At 34.6% G+C, this 24,094-nt stretch carries 15 protein-coding genes; 4 read left to right on the top strand and 11 right to left on the bottom strand.

The window, feature by feature from the left end; translation table 11 throughout:
* The first annotated feature begins 109 nt into the window (after positions 1-109).
* Positions 110-2,869, top strand: a complete 2,760-nt coding sequence (locus ACE939_RS01495; protein WP_378187005.1) for a gliding motility-associated C-terminal domain-containing protein — start codon at positions 110-112, stop codon at positions 2,867-2,869.
* A 71-nt stretch (positions 2,870-2,940) separates the two neighbouring features.
* On the opposite strand, the gene ACE939_RS01500 is transcribed toward ACE939_RS01495, so the two are convergent.
* The 10 genes from ACE939_RS01500 to ACE939_RS01545 all read right to left on the bottom strand — a co-directional run bounded on the left by ACE939_RS01500 (position 2,941) and on the right by ACE939_RS01545 (position 17,863).
* Positions 2,941-3,618 carry a bifunctional 4-hydroxy-2-oxoglutarate aldolase/2-dehydro-3-deoxy-phosphogluconate aldolase gene (locus ACE939_RS01500; RefSeq protein ID WP_378187006.1) on the bottom strand — a complete coding sequence of 226 codons (678 nt, stop codon included), beginning with the start codon at positions 3,616-3,618 and terminating at the stop codon, positions 2,941-2,943.
* A gap of 4 nt (positions 3,619-3,622) precedes the next feature.
* Positions 3,623-4,645, bottom strand: a complete 1,023-nt coding sequence (locus tag ACE939_RS01505; protein ID WP_378187007.1) for a PfkB family carbohydrate kinase — start codon at positions 4,643-4,645, stop codon at positions 3,623-3,625.
* A gap of 185 nt (positions 4,646-4,830) precedes the next feature.
* Positions 4,831-5,595, bottom strand: coding sequence for an SDR family NAD(P)-dependent oxidoreductase (locus tag ACE939_RS01510; protein WP_378187008.1), 765 nt, complete (start codon positions 5,593-5,595; stop codon positions 4,831-4,833).
* A 25-nt stretch (positions 5,596-5,620) separates the two neighbouring features.
* On the bottom strand, positions 5,621-6,904 hold the full coding sequence (locus tag ACE939_RS01515; protein WP_378187009.1) for an MFS transporter: 1,284 nt from the start codon (positions 6,902-6,904) through the stop codon (positions 5,621-5,623).
* A gap of 164 nt (positions 6,905-7,068) precedes the next feature.
* Positions 7,069-7,779, bottom strand: a complete 711-nt coding sequence (locus ACE939_RS01520; RefSeq protein WP_378188468.1) for a FadR/GntR family transcriptional regulator — start codon at positions 7,777-7,779, stop codon at positions 7,069-7,071.
* Between the two features lie 192 nt (positions 7,780-7,971).
* Positions 7,972-9,504, bottom strand: a complete 1,533-nt coding sequence (locus tag ACE939_RS01525; RefSeq protein WP_378187010.1) for a RagB/SusD family nutrient uptake outer membrane protein — start codon at positions 9,502-9,504, stop codon at positions 7,972-7,974.
* A gap of 26 nt (positions 9,505-9,530) precedes the next feature.
* Complete coding sequence (locus ACE939_RS01530; RefSeq protein WP_378187011.1) at positions 9,531-12,569, bottom strand: SusC/RagA family TonB-linked outer membrane protein; 3,039 nt, start codon at positions 12,567-12,569, stop codon at positions 9,531-9,533.
* Between the two features lie 324 nt (positions 12,570-12,893).
* Positions 12,894-13,241, bottom strand: a complete 348-nt coding sequence (locus tag ACE939_RS01535; RefSeq protein WP_378187012.1) for a cupin domain-containing protein — start codon at positions 13,239-13,241, stop codon at positions 12,894-12,896.
* Between the two features lie 6 nt (positions 13,242-13,247).
* Entirely contained in the window at positions 13,248-15,560 is a 2,313-nt protein-coding gene (locus ACE939_RS01540; protein ID WP_378187013.1) for an alginate lyase family protein, read from the bottom strand.
* Positions 15,560-17,863: a chondroitinase-B domain-containing protein gene (locus ACE939_RS01545; protein WP_378187014.1), complete on the bottom strand. Its 2,304-nt coding sequence runs from the start codon at positions 17,861-17,863 to the stop codon at positions 15,560-15,562. Before ACE939_RS01545 ends, ACE939_RS01540 begins: the two co-directional genes overlap by 1 nt.
* 1,222 nt (positions 17,864-19,085) lie before the next feature.
* On the opposite strand from ACE939_RS01545, the gene ACE939_RS01550 reads away from it, so the two are divergent.
* Positions 19,086-20,354 carry a S8 family serine peptidase gene (locus ACE939_RS01550; RefSeq protein WP_378187015.1) on the top strand — a complete coding sequence of 423 codons (1,269 nt, stop codon included), beginning with the start codon at positions 19,086-19,088 and terminating at the stop codon, positions 20,352-20,354.
* A 78-nt stretch (positions 20,355-20,432) separates the two neighbouring features.
* Here ACE939_RS01550 and ACE939_RS01555 read toward each other — a convergent pair whose 3' ends face one another.
* A complete protein-coding gene (locus tag ACE939_RS01555; RefSeq protein WP_378187016.1) occupies positions 20,433-20,819 on the bottom strand; it encodes a Fur family transcriptional regulator in 387 nt (128 codons plus the stop codon).
* A 330-nt stretch (positions 20,820-21,149) separates the two neighbouring features.
* On the opposite strand from ACE939_RS01555, the gene ACE939_RS01560 reads away from it, so the two are divergent.
* On the top strand, positions 21,150-21,566 hold the full coding sequence (locus ACE939_RS01560) for a hypothetical protein (protein ID WP_378187017.1): 417 nt from the start codon (positions 21,150-21,152) through the stop codon (positions 21,564-21,566).
* 1,101 nt (positions 21,567-22,667) lie between these two features.
* Positions 22,668-23,912 carry a hypothetical protein gene (locus tag ACE939_RS01565; RefSeq protein ID WP_378187018.1) on the top strand — a complete coding sequence of 415 codons (1,245 nt, stop codon included), beginning with the start codon at positions 22,668-22,670 and terminating at the stop codon, positions 23,910-23,912.
* The last annotated feature ends 182 nt before the right edge of the window (positions 23,913-24,094 follow it).

Genomic DNA, 24,094 nt, shown 5'->3' on the forward strand with positions numbered 1-24,094 from the left:
GTTCTATAATATTTATTAACCTATCATACATTTCAATGGCTTATATTTAAAAAAAAAAATAACATCGGCATTAGTAGTAATTCTGTTTTTTTCTTCTTTTTTAATGTATATGCGTTCTCAAGAGGCAGGAATTATTATTAATGAAGTTTCTAATGGAGCATCTGGAATAAAGGAATGGGTAGAACTATTAGTCATCGGTGATCCCGCAAATCCAACAAGTCCTGTGGATCTAACCAATTGGATTATTGATGATAATAATGGAGATTTTCAATCCCTAAGCACAGGAGTTGGTATTTCAACAGGTCATATCATTTTAGGAAGTATTTTTGACGATGTATTACCAGGCTCCCTTATAGTAATTTATAACTCAAATGATCCTGATGTGGGTGAGCTACCAGCAGATGATGTTTTTGACATTAATGATGATCATGTTTACGTCGTATCTATCGATGCAGTTTCTTTAAAGAATAGCGGAACAAAGCCAACTAATGCAAATGCTGCATACACACCTTGTATACAATCTTCAACGACAGTTACTTCGTGGGGAAGAATTAGTCTTCGAAACTCTGGAGATGCTTTTCAAGTTAGAAAACCAGATGGTAGTTTTTTTCATGGTTTTTCTTATGAGGATATTGATGCTAATACTCTAGCGCCAACTTTTCCTATTAGTAATAATCCCTCCTTTAATGTTGGGGCTGGCGGCTCAGGAAGTACATTTTCTTTTGCTTGTGGTGATTGGGAGAACAGCGCCAATTTTACACGCTCTGGTTTAGAAGGAAGAACAGCTGGATTAGCTAATTCTTCAGCCAATCAAATAGTTATTGAAAAAATAAGAAATGGAACTTTTGATTATGCAAATCTAGGTAATCCCATCAATTGTACTCAACTTACTTTAGATACAAAATCAAATCCAACTTCTTGTTCAGCAAAGGATGGCATTATACGATTAGAGGGTCTTGTAGCTAATACTTCTTACACCCTTAATTACTTAGATGATGGTATAATGATACGCGAAACTATACTATCAAACGCTTCTGGCGTACTCGCTGTTTCTAATTTGGATGCTGGTAGTTATGGTGATTTTTACGTTACATTTGATAATATTAATTCTAACGTTATAACTGGGCCTATATTACTTGTAAATCCATCAAGTGTAATACCAGAAATTCTTAGTAACGATTTGGACAATAACATTTGTCAGGGTGATAGTGTTACTTTTACCGCAACAGGAGGTGATGAATATGAATTTTTTAAAGGTTCTCTGAGTGTTCAAGGTCAATCACCAAACGCTACCTACACTACAACCGATCTAGCCGACGGTGACGCTGTTTCTGTGATCGTAACAGATACTGCTACCGGTTGTTCTAGTACTAGTACTTCTATTGTAATGCAAGTACAATCCTTACCAATTGTAGATTCATCAGCAGATGTTAGTAGATGTGATTTTTATGTATTACCAGCACTTACGTCGGGAAGTTATTATACAGAAACTAATGGTGGTGGACAAGCGTTATTTCAAGGTGATAGAATAACAAGTACGCAAACTATATTTATATATGAAGAGAATAGTTCGATACCTAACTGTAGCAGCGAAAATTCTTTTACCGTTACGATAACAAATGTTCCAATTATTAATATTACACAAGCTCCCACATGTACTACTCAATCGAATACCTATTCGGTAGAGGTTACAGTAAGTCAGGGTGTAGTAACAAGTACGGCTGGTGTAGTCACAAATATAACAGGTTCTGTTTGGAGTATTTCTGAAATCAATTTAGGAGAAGACATTGATATAACTGTAACTTCTGCTGCGTCAAACTGCCAACAGTCTCTACGTATTACTTCTCCAATTTGTGTTGTTGCTCAAGATGATTATATCACCCTAAATGGAGGAACGGGAGAAACCTCTCAAAACCTTGTTAATGCCAATGATACTTTAAATGGTAATGCTGCTATTTTGGGTACGAATGTTAGTGTTACTTCGTTTATTGATACTAATCCTACCGATGGTATTAGTTTTGACCCGTTGACAGGAGAAGTAAAAGTTGCTCCAAATACTGAAGCAGGAGAACATTTAATAGAATATGAAATTTGTAGTAGTGTTAATCCCGTGTATTGCAATAATGCTAGAATTTTCATAACCGTGAATAATATAGCAAATTTAGCATTGTCCAAAACAGGATTTTATATAGATACTAATGGGGATAATTTGGTTACTATTGGAGATCAGATTGAGTACACTTTTTCAGTTCAAAATAATGGGGAGGTACCAGTTTTTAACATTGTTGTATTAGACTCTTTACCTAATATTGAGCTTATAGGTGATCCTATAGATTTAATGCCAGGTGAAATAAACTCAAGCAATTTTAAAGGGTTTTATACGCTAACTCAAAATGATATTATTGAAGGACAGGTAGTCAATCAAGCAATCGCAGAAGGACAAATTGCGAATGGTTATAATGTAAATGATTTATCAGATGATCCTTTAGATACAACTGATGTTGATTTTGATGATGACAACGATTTCGAAGACCAAACCATTGTTTTTCTTTTGCAACCCGATGAAGTCTTTTTATATCAAGCCATGAGCCCTAATGGAGATAATATTAATGATGCACTAAGGATACCAGGTCTTCACGCCTTTCCGAATAATGTATTACAGATTTATAATCGTTGGGGTATAATCGTTTTTTCTGAAAAAGGTTATGAACAACCAGGCAAAGAACTTTTTACTGGTAACAGTAACAAAGGCCTAAGAACATTTGGTACAACGGCACTACCAACAGGAACCTATTATTATTCATTAGAGTACGTGGCTGCTAATGAGTTGCTTAAACGCAAGACGGGTTATTTTTATATAAACAGGTAGTTTATTTATATGAGATTGTCCAAATAAACATCTACCATTTATTTTTATAACCCTACTGTTTATACTAGAGTCTAAATTTTTGAATTTCTAATTTTAGTAATTATTTCGATTACGTTTTTTGTTTTGACTTCCACATCTTTAAAATTATAATTTCCATCGGTATCCTTGACAAAAAGTTTTGACCCTATACCAACACAAGTTACACCTGCAATGAACCATTCCTCTAAATTTTTTAGAGTAGGGGAGACACCTCCCGTAGGCATTATTGAGGTCCAAGGACAAGGACCTTTGATCGCTTTAACAAAATTTGCTCCGTAACAATCGCCAGGAAATAATTTTACAATTTCGCAACCTAATTCTTCTGCTCGAGAAATTTCAGTTAAGGAACCACATCCGGGGGACCACAGCACTTTTCTTCGGTTACAGATCATCGCTATATCTTCCCTAAGAACTGGAGTCACAATGAAATTTGCTCCCAGTTGCATATAGAGAGAGGCTGCTGCTGCATCTGTAATAGAACCTACTCCCAGTATTAATGCTGGAAAGTTTACTTTCGCGAAAGCACACAAGGCGTCAAATACCTTATGAGCATTTTCCCCTCTGCTAGTAAACTCCACAACTCTTGCACCTCCTTTATACAAAGCTTTTAAGAGCTCTATACCATTTTCTACAGATGCATCATAAAATAATGGTACGACTCCTGTTCGTTTCATCTCTTGAGCAACTTCTATTCTTGTAAATTTCGCCATAATATTATCTGGATACTTTGCCAGTATGTTCACCATTAATAAAGCGCTCTATATCATCGAGCGATACTAGATTATAATCACCGTAAACGGTGTGTTTAAGACAACAAGAAGCAACTGCAATATCAATTGCCCGCTGCTTATCTAACGGATTATCTAAAAGTCCAAAAGTAAGTCCTCCCATAAAAGCATCACCACTTCCTACACGATCAACAACAGGTGTAACCTCTTTGATATTTGCCCGATATATTTGTTCCTTATCATAAAGCAAACCTCCTATACGTTGATGGGATGCACTTACAGAATACCTAAGTGTCGTTGCTATTAGTTTGAGTTGAGGATATAGGTCAAATAGTGTGTTGTAAAGAACTGGAAGCGATTTATCATCTTGATAATTAGGCTGTACTTTGTTGCGACCTAACATAAAATATGCAGTATCTATGTCTCCCAATATAAGGTGACTATACGATAACAACTCTGGCATGATGTCTTTAGGTTCTTTCCCCCATTTCCAAAGTTTAGACCGATAATTTAAATCTGTAGATATTGTTAGATTCAGTTTTTTTGCAATTTTCAAAGCTTCAAGACACTCAAGGGCTGCTTGTTCTGAAATTGCTGGTGTAATGCCACTCCAATGAAACCACGTGGCATCTTTAAATATCTCTTCCCAATCAAATAGGCCTTTATGGATTGTAGCCATTGAACTACCCGCACGATCATATACAACATTGCTAGGGCGAGTCCCTGCACCCGTTTCTAAGAAATAGATACCGAGTCTATCGCCACCCCTCAAAATATGTTGATGTCCTATACCTAGTTTTTTAATCTCTTGCATGGCAGTATCGCCTATTTCATTCGCAGGCAAGCGCGTCACAAATTTTGATGGTATTCCTAGATTGGTTAGGGCAACAGCAACATTAAATTCGCCTCCCCCATAAGTAACTCCAAAAGTTCTTGCTTGGGTAAATCTTAAAAATCGCTCGGTGGACAGACGTAACATAATCTCACCAAAGGTTACTACTTGACTCATAATATTTTGTTCTATGCTAGAGAACGACGAATTATACTTAATGAAAATACTCAATTTGTATTAGGAACATGTACAGTAAGAACGTGCTTTCTCATTATATTAGAGGGGGATCCGTTAACTGTTACTCCTCTCAGTGTTCACTAGTATTTATAACTACCGCTACTTTTATCTATACTCGGTAAAAATTAGATTCCTAAGGCTTGTCCTCCGCCAATTTGTATCGTTTCTGCCGTTATAAAAGAAGCATCCTTACCGGCCAAAAATGAAACAACAGAGGCTACATCTTCTGGCTGCCCTAATCTACCTAAAAGAATGTTATTTTTCCATGAAGCAAAGACCTCGGGTTTTGTTGACTTTATTTGAGCATGAAATGGAGTATCGATGGTACCAGGTGATACCGCATTTACTCTAATACCATATTCTGCTAGATCCTTTGCCAATGCTCGAGTTATAGCATTAACAGCTGCTTTGGATGTACCATAAATTCCTGCTCCAGGTCCTCCTGCAGTCCAACCCGCATTTGATGTATAATTAATGATAGAAGGGTTTTCTCCCTTCTTAAGAAATGGAATAGCTGCTCGAGAGGCAAAAAAAGTAGAATCAAGATTTAATGCCATTACAGCTCTGTAAAATTCTGTTGTCATTTCTTCGAATCTAGACCTTCCACCTAATCCACCTGCATTATTAACCAATACATCAATTTTACCATATTTTTTTCCGATTGCTGTAATGTTTGATGTTACAGCGTCTTCGTTGGTTACATCAAATCCATAATACTCAGCGGTTATTCCTTCAGCTGTAAGTTCTTTAATTTTTTGAGCTCCCTCGTCATGATTGATTCCATTTAAGATTACAGTATATCCGTCTTTTCCAAGTCTTTTTGCAACCTGAAAACCAATACCACCTGTAGCTCCGGTTATTACGGCTACTCTTGCTTTTGATTTACTCATTTTTTGTTTTTTTATGGTTAAATATTTATGTTATCTGTTTTCGTACAGGTTCAATATTTCTTATAAAGAAGAATATTGATAAGACGCCCAATGCAACTGCTACACATATAGCTATAAATGCTGGGGTATAGGAATTTGTAGTTATTTGCCCCACAAACCAGTTCATAATCATAGGGGACACAGCGGCAACTGTTCCTGCTAATCCAGCTAGTGTACCCACAGATGGTCCCCGAAATAAATCGCTTGAAATGGTTTGAATGTTTCCAATTGCAAACTGAAATCCAAACAAAGCTAATCCTGCTAGGTATATGAAGGTCATGAAGTTATCTGCCTGCACTAACGTAATTATACATATAAACGCTATTAAAATTAAAATACCTCCAACAGTAATAGTAAATTTTCTAGAAAAGTCAACGGTATATTTTTTCATAAGTTCACCAGAAAACATACCGCCAAGAATACTACCTCCTGCTGCCATTAAATAAGATATCCACATGGTATTAGCTATCTCTTCTATACTTAAATTGAATTTATCATTTAGATAAATTGGCATCCAACCTGCAAAAAACCACCAAATTGGTTCTATAAAAAATCTACATGATAATACTCCCCAAGATTGCTTGTAACCTAAGATTGTACCGACACTTAGGCTTTTAACCTTTTCTATTATTTTATCGTCATTTTTATCAATTCTACTGGATAGAATTAAATCTCTTTCTTTATCGGTAACCCAAGGATGTTTTTCGGGGGTAGACTTATTTAGAAATAACCAAGGAATTACCCATAGAATTCCAACCACTCCCAATATTACATAGGTGGTTTTCCATCCAAATTGCGTGTATAAAAAAATTATAACAAATGGAGCAATTACATTACCTATTGAAGCTCCAGCGTTAAATATACCTTGAGCTATAGCACGTTCTTTAACTGGAAACCACTCTCCATTACTTTTTACTGCTCCAGGCCAATTACCTGCTTCTCCTAGTCCTAATAATCCTCTAAAAATGGATAGGGATATTAAGCCTCTAGCAAAGGCATGGAAAGCAGATGCCACAGACCATATAATTATTGAAACTGTAAAACCTAATCGTGTACCAATGGTGTCATATAACTTGCCAGAAACAAATTTACCAAGCGCATAACAAGCCATAAATACATTTAACATGATTGCATAATCAGATTTGTCCATTCCTAAATCCTCACCCATCTCTGGCCAGAGCAACGCAAACGCAGTTCTATCAATATAATTTATGACGGTAGCCAAAAAAATTAAGCCAATTATCCACCAGCGTATGCCTCTAATTTTCATCGTTTTTATTTTTATCCATTAGGAATCTATAATAATCGGATTCTTCTTATTAATTGTTGGTCAATGAGGGTTTAAATCGCATATTTTTAAACGATTAATCTCTTCTTTTCTAATATTTTAAATTGAAAAATAAATGCCTGCAGGCTGACTTTTCAATGTGTACTTTATAAGGACTTAATATTATAGCAATATTGATATAGCGCACTGAAATGCTTCTTCATTTTTTCTTTAGCTAACTTTGGATTTTGAGCTTTAATGGTTTCATAAATTTCGGTATGCTCTTTAATTCCTAAAAAAGCTTGGTCTTTATCGCAAACATGGTATTTACCAAAATCAATAATTATTTGCGGTGTAATTGTCAACATGAATGTGTTGAGCGTACTATTTCCGCTAGCTTTGGCAATGGCTAAATGAAACAATAGGTCTTCTTGGACAGCATCTTTGCCAGACAATACTTTAGTTTCATATGCATCCAATGCTTCTTTTATTTTCAGTAAATCCTTCTCAGATCGTCTTAGAGATGCTAGCCTAACTGTTTTTAATTCTAATAATATCCTAGTTTCAACTAAAGATTTAAAATCAGGAGATTCAAGACTCAAAATATCATCAATCATTCCGTTCATAGCTATCACACCAATGTTAGCTACAAATGTTCCACTCTGCGGTATAGATTTTAATAAGCCATAAAATTCTAGTTTTTGTATAGTTTCTCGAACACTACCACGACTTACACCAAATTTTTCAGACAACATACGTTCTGAAGGTAGCTTATCTCCAGGCTCCAAATTTTTATAATTTATCAGTTCTTTAATCTTGGCGATAATATCGTTTTGAATTTTTTGATTCTCGCTGATTACTAATGTTTCTAATTTCATTTTTGGATTTTTTCTTAAACTGGTTAACCAAATCATAGTATTAAATTTATAAAAAAACTCAAATAAAAAATTGTATAACTGAAGTTTATTTACTTTAATATAGTTTCTCCTACTTATGAACTTTTTTTAAAGTTGCAACATTAGACAAAATTGCTGTGTTAGTCTATTATAAATTTTTAAACAGATTTAGACTCAATAGCCAGGATTTTGAGGTGCTAGGTTAGGGTTTCTTGCTAATTCATCCTCGGGTAAAGGCAATAGATAATCATCCTTGGTAAAAAATGGTTTTGCTCCTTCTAACCCAGTATTGCTAAAAACCTCATTTCCTATTTTTCTTCTAGCAATATCATACCATCTTTTGCACTCAAAAGCCAGCTCCAACCTACGTTCTTCTAATACATCCTCAATAGTAACTGTTCCTACGAGATCTGCAGGTTCCAGACTGGGTGCTACAGTAATCTCTACACCTCCACTTTGTGTCACACCTCCCATTCTAGCTCTTGCCCTAACTTGATTTATATATTCAAGTGCAGCTGCATTATCGCCCACTTCAACAGCTGCTTCTGCAGCGATTAATAAAATCTCAGCATATCGTATCATCGAATAATTATGACTTGTAGCTCTAGCATTGCCACGAGCAAACGCTCCTGGATACCGTGTGTATTTTGCAATATATGGTCGATTTTTAGCGAACTGATGTCCACTTATAGTAAAGTTAGTGTAAGGTTCTAAATTACCTCCAATTGATGCGCCATCATCTAAGCTTACTGCTCTTCTGTAATCACTAGAAGACCATGTGTCGTATACAGAAAGCGAGGGAACCGCGACAGACCATCCACCGCCTGAGTTTCTATCATCTCCTCTAATACCCGTCATGGGTGCTAATTGGTCATAGCCGTTATTTGGTGCTTCAAAATTATTATAATCTAGTGCAAAAATTGGTTCTAAAGAAGCATCTATTACTTCGGCATTGAATAAATTTTGAAAGTCTAGTTCTAAAGCTAAATTATAGGTTCCTGCGTTGTCAATTACTTCTTTAGCTTCATCAAAAGCATTTTGCCACTGTTCCATGGTTAAGTATACCAAGGCTAAGTAAGAGCTGGCAGCTGCTTTAGACGGGATTCCTCTTGATACTTGAGTATCGGGTAGCCAAGTTTTAGCATATTCTAAGTCAGCAATGATTTTTGCATACACTTCTGCTTCTGGAGTTTTACTAATAGTACCAGCAGCTTCTGCATCTATTATAGTAGTATCAATATAGGGAATGTCTCCAAACTGTCGTACCAAATGAAAATAATAAAATGCTCTTACAAAATAAGCTTGCGCAGTGATAGGGTTTTTAATAGCATCATCTACAGCTACATTTTCAGCTCCTGCGATAGCTTGATTTGCTGCTGCAATACCTTGGTAGGTTTTTGGCCAAAACTCACTAATCATTCCGTTATTAGCAAGGGTAGTAAATTCATTTTGCTCTACTCTTCTTGTTTCGTTAGATGCAAGATCCACCATATCAGAACGCAACATTAATGCGATAGAGAGTTTTCTTCCCCAAAATTTTTCATTGATTGCATGAGTAAGAGCACCATCAACTGCTATTTGTATATCACTAGTGGTTTGAAAGAAATCATCTGGACCTAATAAACCTACAGGTTCCTCTTCTAAATCAGAGCATCCTAATATTGATAAGCCGCTTATTAATAAGAATAAAAATTTGTACGTTTTCATAATATATTTTTATTATAAGAGATAGACTAAAATTTTAAATTAACGCTAAAATTCACTGATCTTACCGTTGGATAATTTCCAAAATCAAATCCTTGAACTGTATTGCTAGAAGTATTATTATTACCGCTAGCGCCAAAGTAGTTTACTTCAGGATCTAGGCCAGAGTAGTCTGTTATTGTCAATAAGTTTTGCGCACTAAGTGACAGTCTGATATTTTGCATACCTAATTTTTCAGTAATATCTGAAGGTAAGTTATACCCCAAAGCTATATTCTTTAACCGGATATAGCTACCATCTTCAACAAAACGCGAGGAAATTTCCCTATTGCTATTATTCCCTACACGAGGAGTATCTGTATTTGTGTTTGAAGGTGTCCAAGCATTATTAAAATAGTCAACTGTAGTATTAGCATCTCCATTAAACAACTGTACATTGGTCATGTTAAAAATATCTCCTCCTTGAGAGCCCTGTATAAAAATATTTAGATCAAAATTTTTGTAGCTAAAGTTATTAGTGATTCCAAAAGTATAATCGGGGTTTGGGTTACCTATAATCGTTCTGTCTTCGGCACTAATATCTCCACTATTATCAACATCTATAAATAGGGGGTCACCTGCTACACCACCGTCAAAAGTTTGTGTACCTGCTGGTAAAGCACCTCCCTGATATACACCAGCATACTCATACCCCCAAAAAAGGCCAACTTCTTCACCTACTCTTAGCACGTAACTTCTATCAACACTAAAGTAACTTGGAGCAGCGTTACCAAATAAATCAGCATCATCGATTAGACTTACTACTTCATTTTTATTCGCTGATAAGTTAAAATCTGTAGTCCAGGTAAAGTTTTTGTTAGTTATGTTTCGGGTATTCAAAGAAATTTCAAAACCTTGATTGTTGATTTCTCCCAGATTAGTTAAAATTTCATCACTGGCAAAACCAAAATATTCAGGTATACCATTATTACCTAAAATTAGATCTTTAGTGTCAATAGTATAATAATCTACGGATAGGGAGATTTTATTATTGAGCAAACCTAGGTCAATACCCACATTGGTTTGATACGATGATTCCCATTTTAAGTTAGGGTTGGCTGGTTGATCTGGAGTAATAGCATTTACCGTGTTCCCATTACTCGAAGCATAAATACTTGCAAATCTTGCTAAAGATTGATAAGGTTCTATAGATGGATTACCCGTAACTCCATAACTTCCTCTTAATTTTAGGTTAGAAACCGTTTTACTATCTTTCAAAAAGTCTTCATTTGAGATTTTCCAACCTATAGCACCCGATGGAAAAATGGCATATTTTTCATTTTCGGCAAAATTAGATGCGCCGTCTCTTCTTACAGTGGCGGTTAATAAATACTTATCATCATAATCATAATTTAATCTTCCGAATTGAGATTGAATTTCTACTACCGATAAAGACGAAGCAGGCTGTAGTAAACCTGTAGCCTTATCTAAAGCATGATATGAAAAATTATCAGAAATAAAACCTGTACCAGCTGCAGAAAATGCTTCAGTAGTAGTTTTTTGATAAGAATACCCAGCTAATAAAGTTAAATTACCTTTCCCTAATTCCTTGTTATACGTCAAGTAATTTTCACTCAAGACATTTGCTCTTCTAGCATTTGTAACCGTAGCTCTTCCTCCTACACCAGATGCTGTAATTATTAATGTGGAAGGTTGATAAATCCCTCTAGTTTCGTTTTCGCTACTTAAACCAAACGTTGTTTTAAAAACAAGGTTTTCTAGAATATCATAATTAGCATAAAAATTTGCTCTAAATTTATTGGTTTTTGTTTCATCTATTCTTTGAGTGGCAACTGCATATGGGTTATCAACTTCATCTCCTATCGCATCATTAGTAGTAAAATTTCCCATTTCGTCTCGAATTGGTTTATCTGGAGCAAACCTCATGGCTAACGAAATGACGTCATCACCACCAACAGTTACAGAACCATCTGATTGGGTTGTAACGCCGTCTTTATCGCTGACACTACCAAAGAGATTCAGACCTAGTTTTAATTTATCGGTTACTTGTGCGTCTATATTGGATAAAAATGTAGCTCTTTCAAAATCAGAGTTCACTACAATACCATCTTGTTTAAAATAATTACCTGAGGCATAAAAATTCATTTTATCAGCACCTCCTGAAAAAGAAAGTTGATGATTAGTAGTACTACCCGCGGTATAAATCAAATCTTGCCAATCCGTATCTGCCGGTCCTTGTAGATAGGGAGTTGTATTGCCTTGATTAGATCTTATTCGGTTTTGATAAGTTGCAAACTGATTAGCATTTAACAAATCAAGCTCGTTTGCAGTATTTTGCACAGCGTAGTTCGTATTAAATTCAACTGATAATCTGCCGCTTTTTCCTTTTTTTGTAGTTACCAATACAACACCATTAGAACCCCGTGAGCCATATATGGCGGTCGCAGATGCGTCTTTTAATATTTCCATAGATTGAATGTCATTGGGTTGTGGTAAGGTACCTCCAACAAAACCATCAACTACGATAAGAGGAGAACTGTTTGCACTTATCGAGGTATTTCCTCTAATTCTGATGTTAATCGGAGCTCCAGGTTCACCACCATTATTAGATTGAACAGCTACACCAGCAGCACGTCCTTGAAGTGCTTGTGCTGCATTTAAAACAGGAAACGCATTTAATTCTTCAGATTTAACTGATGATACAGCGCCTGTAATATCACTTTTTTTACGTGACCCATAACCAACAACCAAAACTTCATCTAGCTTACCTAGATTTTCTGTCATCACAATATTTATCGTTGTTTGATCTCCTACAAGGGCAGTTTTTGAATTGAAGCCTACATATGAAAATTGTAATACATCTCCTTTATTAGCTTTAATTTGATATTTTCCATCAAAATCGGTTGTTGTTCCCGTAGATGTTCCAACAACAAGAATATTAACTCCAAGAATAGGAACATTGTCAACACCAGAGGAAACAGTTCCTTTAATCATGACTCCTTCCTGAGCATTAATACTAATGCCGCACATCAATAATATCGCTATAATTAGTACAGTTTTTAAGTTCATAATTAGTTTTTAATGTTAGATTGAAAGTTTGTGGTTTTTTAAGATATCCTTCTTTAAAACATCGTTCTTTCATCTAATCATCTAGAGTATGAGTTTTTATGAAGTGATAACATATGTGATTTCTACTTTTTTAATAAGAAGCAGATAAGTCTAAAAAAATAAGCTTATGGCTGTATTTTTTCATTCGTTCAAAATATATTCTTCGAAAATTTCAATTCGATTTCATTCAATAATAATCTGGTTTTCCAAATTGGTTTTCCAGATTGGTTAACCAAATATAAAGTTTAATTTTAAATAATTAAAATAATTAACTCTTTTATTGAGTTATTCCATAAAATCTTCCCGTATAGGACTAAAAACATCAATCAAAACACCCGATTCTGTACATATGGCACCATGCATTACATTTGGCGGAATGTAAAATGAATCCCCTCCAATAAGTGTAGTAGTTTTTTCTCCTATAGTTACATCAAAGCTTCCGCTCTCAACGTAAGTTACTTGAGAATGATAGTGCTTGTGCATACTGCCAATAGCACCAACCTCAAAATGTACTTTTACGAGCATAATTTTATCGTCATACCCCATTATTTTCCGTTTTAAGCCTTCTCCCACAATTTCCCATTCTAATTCATTTCCTTTAATAAATTCTTTACTTGTTCCAAATGTTTTCATTTCTGTCTATTTTTTAATTAGTTGTAAGCTATGTGTTCCTTTCCAATGATAGGACTGCCCTTTTATCTGCACGTTATGTTCTGCTTTGACGTGAGTTTGTTTTTTCTGAAGTTTAGCGATATCTTTTACTATGCATAGCATTTGGATCTCCCCGGATTGTTTGATGATTTCTATGACCAGATAGGTCTCACTGTTTTTTAAGATATTTATTTCTTTAAAGATACTGTAGGCTTGCTTTGCTCTTTCGCTTACTGGGTCATACGTACCGTGCGATTCTATAATATTAGCAAAAACAGTTTCTTTTACCTGATTCTTATATAAGATATACACAGGATCTCTACGCAAGTTAAATTTTGGATCATTAGCACCAATACGTGCGAATATAGCTTTGTCTCGCGGATCAGTTGCCGAAGTTATTGTATAGAATTTTTTTTCGGATAACCATGTAAATTGCGAACCACCCGAGAGCGTTGCTTCTGCTTCTTTCCATAAATGCTGGTAGCCATTGGAGGATCCAAGTGGTTTCAAAGTATTTGAAGAATTTACAGGAAAGCTAGTGTGTATAATTTGCCCAAAATAGTGGTAAGGTAAATCATAATCATGCAGCGTATCTGAGTCAATTACCATCAAATCCAAAATATATGGTTTTTGTATTTTTTCTTCTTTTATCATTACCATCGTTCTTGTAATAGTAGTTCCTTGATACGAGTTCTTATCTTCTGCGCTTACGATTTGAAGATTAGGAGTATCAATGTCAAAGAATAAAACCTCTGGAAAATATTTACTACTTTCTTCTATATTGCCATTAAATTCGGTAGTTCTATCTTGAACAACTGTATTGTGAGCCACTGTTTGTTTTGCCCAAGAAGTATTCTCTTTGAGATAGCCACCCCCGTTTTTCTGCTCTATATTAACAAAACGAGCCAGACCATAGTCTTGAAGTACTTCTTGGCCATTTTCATACAGAGAAAATGATAGTTTATCAAAATGTCCATGACTTAATCCGTGGGATGTATTTTTCATAACCAGTGTCATGGTATTGTTCTCTGATGTATTTCTCAAAAGGGCTATGCTTCCAGAATCTCCGTTCGATCCGTCTCTAAGTAACATCGAAGTTTTGTTATAAGGAATGTCCGCTCCATTTTGAATTGCAGTAGCCACAAGTAGTCCGGTAGCATCGAGTTGAACTTCTTCTTGAGCTTTTGCTATTGCAAGTAATCGAGGGTCTTGATTACCAAAATAAAACGCAATATCTACCGCAGAGACTAATGAACTATTGTGATAAGACATACCTTTCTGACCGTCATTTAAAGGAAAGAATTCTCCATTGTAATCTGTAAGATTGAGAAGGGCATCTACTGCTTTTAACAATACTCCATTGCGATACTTGAAGATATTCAATACTGGTTTTTTGTTTTGTAATGCCTGTGCAAAAATCATAAAAGGATACATTGCGTATCGCTGATAGTAAGGACCTTCAGTATAGTAACCGTCGGGAGAGAAAGGATGGTCTAAATTTGCCAGAAATCCAGTCGCTTGTCCTGCTGTTTTTATAAGTCCGCCATCGTTATCTTTGGCATTTGCAGAGATCTTGTCATCTTTAATTCCATAAAGCGCTTTTTGTATGAGTTCCTCATTATCTAATACCAAACCTATCATTCCTACCGCTACATTACCCCAAGTGCTGTGATTATGTATACGGTTAAAGAACTGAGGACTACCTACCGAGAGAAAATTGGCAAAAGGAATAAAAAGGTCATTATTTAACGTATTTTGCTCTTCAGGTTGTAACCAATCATAAATACAATCATACGCTTGACTCATATACACTAACCAGTTTGCATCATTAAGACACTGCCAAAATATTTTACCTCGTGCATATGATCGCTTTTGAGGATGTAAAGGAAGGGTAGGGTATAAGCGTGCATACTCCATAAGAATATCACGTACATACTGTGCATATTTTTCCTCTTTGGTTAACTGAAATAAGACGCCAGCTTGCTGTGCTACGATGTAATTGAATTTATGCTGAGTATGAGTATAACCCCCTGCTAAATCTCTAGGAACTGGGACATCAATACGCTTTTGCATTGCTGCATCCACGGTCATTTTTGTCTTTTCTAATGTACGATCAAACAACGGTACACTACCTAACTTGCTTCGTATTTCGGTGACGCTCTCAGGTGTTAATATGAGATTGGGGTGTGCCTTATTGTTAGTATTCTGAGCGATTATCACCGAGCTATGCAATAGAATGATCAGTAAGAGCATTATTGTCCAAAAATTAAATTGCTTATATGGATAAATAAATCTTTTCATCAATAAACGAGTTTAAGTTCAAGATTCTGAACCACTTCAATTTTGCCAGAATTATCTACAGTGTTATTTATAGGTTGTTGTCCTTTCTCTCCCCAAAGAATAGCGATATAAGTGACGGAGTTGTTCTTAAATGTATTATCCGCTAGCGTTACATTTACGATTCCTCTAGATTTTAATAAGATTTTGCTAGCTTCATTTTTACCAGAGTTGGAAAACACATTGTTACGAACAACGAGACTTCCGCCTATGGTAGATTCATCGTAACCGCCGCGATAGTAATCTAGGACACTCTCACTAAGATTGTCAAAAGTTGAATCTGTAATAAATACAAAAGCTGCATTATAATCACCCTTATCATCTATTTCCTTATTAAGTTCTATACCACGTAAGGTGTTTTTGAGTATTGAATTCTTAATAAAAATTGTATCTGCAAAGGATGATTTACTTGCTTCCAGAATACTCTTGAATCCGTCTACCTCCACATGATCCAGCCACAATTCATAAGCTTGAGACATATTATTATCCAAAGTAGCAAAGGCATCAGTTGATTTTGTACCTTTTAATATGATGTTTTTTAGTTGAACTTTGGCTCTGGGCTGTAGTTCAAATCCTCGTTGAATTTCTTTGAAATTAAGCACAGGTCTTACTGTACTGTCTGCGGCTTTAATAAGGAGTGCTTTCGCGAAAGTTAACGTTTCGTCAATTTCATATTCTCCAGCGTTTAAAGCAATAATATCTCCAGAATTAGATTGGTTTATAGCTGCCGTAAGTTCTTTGGTACTCGACACGAGAATTGTTTTTTGCTTTTGTTTAGTAGGGACGGGATTAAACCAAGATGGACCATAATTTCTTTTATCTAGAATTTCTGAAGCCTTGGGAGCTTTTTGAGTTATAGCACCAATCATTGAAGTATTAGTACGTGAGTTTTCAAAAAGATCTTTGTCAATTCGTTCAAAATTAAAACCTTTGTAGCTCTTGAAATCGGTAGATTGTGGAACATAGAAAAAATGGTCAAAAGACTTTATTTCCATATTTTTTGTGATGATACCTCGGGTAGTATACCTATCGTGAAGCGGTATATTACTAATGTTTTTTTGGAACGTCACCCCAGTAATGGAGTCATAAATTTTTATCGCTTGGGCAAAAGAGTTTTCTGTAAATAAAAGATTATTCGCGACGATCATTCGTTTTGCCCGGGCCGAACGAATTTCTGAAGGAGGTAAAACATCTCGTTGATTTAAATTAGCTCCCACACCAAAATGCCAAGGAGTTACACAGTTTATGAACGAATTATTAGCTACTACCACATCTGTCACTTGGTTGTATCGATTAAGGGGAGATTTAGGAATACCATTCATTACAGCAAGCGGCGCTCTAAATCCCTCTCCTTTTAAATTATAGAAATAGTTATTGTAAATCCAATGTCCCGTATTAATGATCCTAATCCCACCAACAAACGACGAGTTTTTGTGACCTATAAAAATATTGCCATTTATAGTAGCGTAGTTACCATGGCGTAGAACAAGAGATCCTTCTGACTCATAAAAAATATTATTCTTGAAAGTGTTATAGTTTGATTTGCTAGAAATGATTTCTACTTCTCCATTACAACGATCGAAAAAATTATAGGCTACATTTACATACCCAGGAGTCATAGAGGTATAGCTGTCACCTATCTGAATAGTTTCGGCTTGTGGTCCGCCTTTTCTAGGTCTTGGACCAAAGAGATTATTTGTAATCTGATGATTGGTATTAATATTCTCATTACCAGCTAGAAAAACACGTATTGTAGGTCCTTTATTTGTTTTTCCAGCAAGATAATTATGAGCTAAAGTATTGTTTTGGCCCCATAATTCTATCCAATGATCTTTACTTGCCCTATCAGGTTTTGTGAAATCTTGAATAACACAGTTGGTGACCTGAGAATGATGTGCGATCATTTGATCATTAATCTTAAAACGTACAACAGCTTTTTTATCCGTATATCCATTCTTGAAATGAAGGCCGCTTACTTGTAAATAACTACCCCCCAGATATAGTGATGAGTTTCCCTCGAGAATTACTTTTCCAGCGGTTTCTGCACGTAGGATGATAGGGTTAGCTTCAGTTCCATTACCATAAAATGCGATATGAGTATCTTTCCATACGCCATTCTTTAAAATAAGGACATCACCAGCTTTCACAGTCTTAATAGCTTCGTTGAGTTCGTTTGAAGATGTGACGATTACAGTGTTGTGTAATGTATCATCTTGACAGGAAATTACAGTTAATAATAAAATGAATACTAATGGAATAAACTTCATATAATAATTGTAGATAAATTGAAAAACTAGCAAAAAAAACAGAGTTTTCCATGTTCTAGAATCGTTAACATGGGTAGCTATGATTATTAATGCTTTTGGAACCTAGCAAATGCAGTAAGAGATTTTCATTCTAAATTTGGGACAAGGGATCAAATTTTTTCTTGGTATTAAAGCTATCACCAAAAAGGCTATAATAGAAATGGAAATTTGTCGTGCCGCGGTATGGTAGTAAACTGGCGTGTAGCGCTTGTTGATTGTTTATTGAAAGGTGCATAGAGTAAGTGAATTTATTGGTTTTCCAGATTGGTAAACCAATTTTAGTTAATCAAATATATTAATTAATGTCATAATTGAAAGAAAATTAACGTTTAAAATGAATTTAATTTAAAAATAGTATTCTGTAAATACGGAATTATGAATACAGATCGTTAGTGTTAGTAGGCTAATGATCATGTTAATTATCGTAGTTAATTCCTAGCTTAACATGCATACAATACGATAAGTTTGTTCAAGTAATTATAAATATGTTTTTGATTATATCGAGTTTTGATGTAGAACATATGACTGGTGATAACCTGAAGTCTTTAGTCTAATAAACATAATTGTGAAGTGGGAGCTTAGTATTTTTTTATGGTTCATTTTATGTAACAAGTTCTATTACTAATAGATGGTTTAATTACAAGGGTAGTAAATGTCAATTTGAATTATAGTAAATCACGCGTCTTTATATATTTATTATCTAGAAATACCACCAAATATTTTTTAGCATAGACTTCTAAGTAAAAGTAACGTTATCAAATATTCAGTTTAGCATACGTTTTGATAAAATAGGAACTATATTTAATAACATTATACCCGATATTTGGTGTGTACTTAACGAATATATGTTGAAAAATTAATGATTTGTTTCGTTATAATTTGAATTTTAACGAACATTTACCTTTTGATTTTATGTTAAAAACGAATAAATAATAGTTAAAAAATGTTAAATTTTTATATTTTGTTTTTACGGTTTTGGATGTAAATTATCTGTATAATTTTTAATAATAAATTAGTTCTAAACTCTTATTATACCTAAAGCAACAAGGTTGCAATAAATAGATTTTTCATAGTATATTTCTCTATTACATATTGTAAATTAGCGACTTGTGCTACGGTTTTGCCATAGGCCACTTTTCATTTGAATTTATACATTTGAGATCTAATACAAACTTAAAATCAAATGAAAAATTTCAGTAAACTTACGATGGGTGCTTTACTCATGACATTAATGATTACTTCTTGTCAAAAAGATTCAATTTCTGATGGAGAAGTAGATTCGATTGTAGCACCTACAAGTACCGAGGGGAAAATTATTCCAGGACAGTACATTGTCGTTTTTAAAGATGTAAAAATACCACCTGCATCAAAAATGCTTTCAAAATCCTCATTTACTAATAGAGAAACAAAAGCAAAATCAGCTAGAGAAATTTCTGAAGTTTCTATCCAAAAAATGAATGGAATCTTACTTGAGTATGGTGTAGATCAATCTAAGGTTTCTAGCTATTATACGACAGCTATTTCTGGTATGGCTTTAAAATTAGATGATAGTGAATTCGAAAAACTGTCAAAAGATCCCAATGTTGCTTCTATCGAATATGATAGAGTGGTAAAATTACCAAAGTTTGAGATTGAACAAATAATACAAGCAGATGTATCTACAAAAATGCCGCAACAGACTCCATGTGGAATTACTAGAGCGGGCGGCGCTGGTAATGGAACGGGTAAAGATCAATGGATTTGGGTTATTGATACAGGTATCGATCTTGATCATCCAGATCTTAACGTGATTACCAATACAAGTTACGCTAGATCATTTGTAGGTGGATCTGCAAACGATTGTAATGGTCATGGTACTCATGTGGCGGGAACAGCAGCAGCGATTGATAATGCTGATGGTGTTGTTGGTGTGTCGGCTGGAGCAAGTGTAGTGCCTGTTAGAGTTTTTGGATGTAGTGGGGGTACTAGTGCTTCAACTATATTGAACGGGATCAATCATGTTGCAGCTAATGCGATAGCTGGAGATGTTGCAAATTTGAGTTTAGGAGGTTACTTTGGCTCAAATTGTGCAAGCAATTCTTCTTATCGTACTGCGTTGACAAATCTAGCTAATACTGGAACTCGTATAGCTATCGCAGCTGGGAATGATAGCTCAAATGCTTCAAATTATCAACCAGCGTGTGTAAATGGAACAAACATTTATACTGTTGCCTCTATGACCTGTAACCGAGGTTTTTCATCGTTCTCTAATTATAACATGAATCCTATCGATGTAATTGCTACCGGTAGTAGTGTGACAAGCACTTACTTAAATGGAGGGTACGCTACATTAAGTGGTACTTCTATGGCCGCTCCACACGTAGCGGGAATCATGCATGTAAGAGGCAATGGACCTGCAACTTCTGGTTCTGTAAGTAATAGAGGAGAAAATTACCCCATAGCTGTAAGATAAAAAAATATATCATTTTACTTACGTTAGGATTGTTTAGTTAGTAAACCACTTGTTGGAGAACAAGTGGTTTTGCTTTTACTACGCTTTGCATTTATTACAGGTGCCAATCACCAAAAATTGTGTTTCTTGTATAGTAAATCCATCCAAATTAGGAATGCGTAATGTATTTGGTTGGCAAGTTATCTCTTTGCATAGCTGGCATTCAAAATGAATATGATTATGAATTTTATGAGATACGCCGCAACTATCACAAAGCGCGTAGTAAGTCTTACCGTTTTTACCTGTAATAAAATGAACTTCGCCCTTATCCTCAAATCGGTCCAATATTCTATAAATAGTAGTCTTATTTACTTTAATAGGCATTGCCTCCATGATATCTTCAGCAGACATCGTATGTTCGGATTTGGATAAAATGTCTCTTACCAGATTTTGTTTTTCGGTATTTCTCGGTTTTTTAGATTCCATAAAACATTATTCAAACTTCTTTATATCACCGAAAATAATAATTTTTGAAGTATTACTAGCACTTGTGTATACGTGAATAGAATAAGGATCTTTTAAAATCCTTAAAAAGTGTAGTTAAATGTCATGTCGGATAAGAATATAAGTTGTACTGGTTAAACATTTTATTATTGAATACTATAAATGATAAAAAAGTTGTTTAATCAGTTATATTCGAATTGTAAACATTAACTATAAATTATGAAAACACTTTGTAAATTAACATTGATCTCAGCTACCTTTTTCTTCATCTCTTGTAAGCAAAATCCAGCTGAAACTTTAGAGCACAAAGCTATGATAAACGAACATGTAGCCATGAAAGAGTCGCATAGCAAAATGGAAACCGAACACAATGTTATGAAAGACGATCACCAACAAATGCTAGCTGCTCATAAAGCAATCGAAAATGACTCTATTCATCTAGAGACAGAAAAAAACCATATGACTTTATTAGCTAAACACAGTGAACTTATTAATGCTCACAAAGCATTAATAGAGCAGCATGCAGAATTGGAAACAAAACATGCCTCTGGTGAAATTACTTTAGAGCAAATGACTTCAGAACATGAATCTATTAAGGTAGCGCATGAAAAAATGGAGAAAGAGCATTTAGAAGTAGCAACTGAACATAAACGTATTACTGAAGAAGATCAAAAGATGATCAAAGAAGATCAAGAAGCTGCGGCAGAAGCAATATCTGATCAAACGTAGAAATTCATTAAATTGTTTCAAAAAGGTCGAATAGGAGATTATATCAAATTCGACCTTTTTGATTTTAAAAGCATTATAGCTTAGGTGAGTAGGCCTTGTAAAACATGCTATAAAAATGAAAATAGTCTAAACAGTTCTAATAAAAAGTATACGGTAAGTACAATGAGTGCCCTTTACTATAACTAGCGAATCCTGTGAGGGTTCATATACTTCCTGTAGTCACTGGAATACCCTTTGCGAAGCTTTTCATACCTCTCGCCACAATAAAAACTACTTCCTGCGATAAATAATATAGCTCCTGCCTCATACGTTTGATGTCCTGCCATAGTTTGATAAGTCCCTGCGAGGGTTGTTACGCTTCCTGCGACCATAGTGATGCTTCCTGCGGTATATAGTACCGCTCCTGTAATGTGTGAGAGGGATCCTGCTTGCCTGCAAAAGTCTATTGACGCGCAGGAGCCTATGAGAATTAAACAGATAGCATGCAAATTTGAGAAGCAGCTACTAATGATTTATCTTAATGATTATCTCACAACCGCTTAGTATTGGTTAGTTTCACAGAAATCTCCAAATATATTACTAGGATATAAGCAAGTTGGCACAGCGATATTGAACTATATCCATCTACTTAAAATTGAAAAAGTACCCATAAGAGTAATCATACCGATTGTACATAATAGCTGATAGGAACAATAGCAATGATAGTATAAAAAAGAAGTAGATGCTTTTGAAGTTAGTTCTAGTTGAGGGTGAACCTTTAATAAGGTGTATAGATAATGGTTAAATATCAGTGCCCTATGACTCTTATTTACATTAATACCACTTTCTGCTTGATAACAAGTAGTAACAGTTATTACTTAAAAGTAATCAGTTATTACAAATCAAATTCGAAATAAGTAATCTCTTTCTAACTTTAAAGTACCAAATAATCCAAAGGGTTAGAGGTGTTCATATAAGCTAAACGAGTACCATAGGCTGAAAAGTCTTATAAATTGGGAGGGTGTAAGAATCAGTAGCTTATTAATAAATGAAGATTTGACACAAAAAAATAAATCTTACAACAATGAAAAATTTTAAAACCCATATTAAATCAAAAATGACATGAAAAATACAGAGAGCAGTACAATAAGCCAAGAAGTACTCGATACATCAAGCAAAGTAGGAGATCAAAGAAATGAAGAAAGTCCAGAAGGCCTAGAAAGCCCAAGTACCAACAAAAAAATCTTCATATGGTTTTCGGGGACAAGTAGTAAAGCAAAAAAAGCAAAAGAAGTCTTACAAATAGCTTCTTTAGAGAAACAAGGTGTTGAAGTTTTAATTCTTGACGGTGTAGGAACTAATAAAATGACAAACTCTGAAGAGAATTATTGGATACACACAAAAAAGTCTGTCTTCTCACCAGTAATTCGACCAGTTATCAATTTAAAACGATTGATTACTGGTTATAGAGAAAGTACTCATATATCACAGCATGATCAAATAATAAAATTTATAGACCAAATTGAGTCAAATTCAGAAAATAAAGGTAAAAAGTTTGACTTACTTATTGGTGGACATAGTAGAGGAGCAGCAGTGGGTCTCAAATCGTATTTAGCTAACTTAGAGACGCAACTTGATAGATTAGAAAATAATGAAAATAACAAAAATTCTAAAAGTATATTTATGAATTTGGGTAAGCTTGATTTTATGGTAGTCGATCCAGTTGCAGGTGAGATGAAGAATGATTATATGAGTGGACAACATAAATCGTTGATCGAAACTTCTATAAACGATATCATAGATAATATCAAAACAAGTCTACAAGAAATTAATAAAAATAAAAATCTTAAAGTTACAGGGATTTCGTATAACGCAAGATATGATAAAAGAAAAGCATTTAAATTGGATGAAGATTGGAAACCTTTTTTTAAGTCTAAGGACAAAAACTATCAGAAAGAAGTTTTTGTTGCAGGATTCTCACATTCATCTATGGTTTCATTAAAAAAGAGTATTTTATATGAAGAAAATGAATCACCTAGAGACTTATTGGTGAAGATAATAAAACAAAGGCTTGGGTTTGTTTCCTTAGAAGAGACCAAAGAATTAGCACGTAAACTTGACAAAATAGAATATGATCTTGTATTTAATTTAAGAGAAGGTAAAGATTTGAAAAGCAGTAAAATGAAAGAACTCAAAAAAATTACTTGTCACTTTGATTATAAAAAAATACTCCATTGTATCGGTGTACAATCTTTGAGTGGAATTGTACTAAAGACAAAAGAAACAGATATAACATATAACAATAGAAAGCCATTAGAGAGAAGATCTTCTCGGATTAATAAAAACCCACCAAAAAGATCAGTATGAAAACGCTTTTATGCATTTAGAGAATCAATTCTAGTTTGGATCCAATTCTTCACAAAACACAAAAACCTGCCAAGTGGCAGGTTTTGTATTTTGTGAAGAATTAATTACTTAATTTTAAATATGTTTAATAAGTAGTTGTATTAAATTTAAGTAGCGAATTAAGACCTTATATAACATAAAAG

The organism is Aquimarina rhodophyticola (assembly GCF_042434915.1).
Taxonomy (GTDB): domain Bacteria; phylum Bacteroidota; class Bacteroidia; order Flavobacteriales; family Flavobacteriaceae; genus Aquimarina.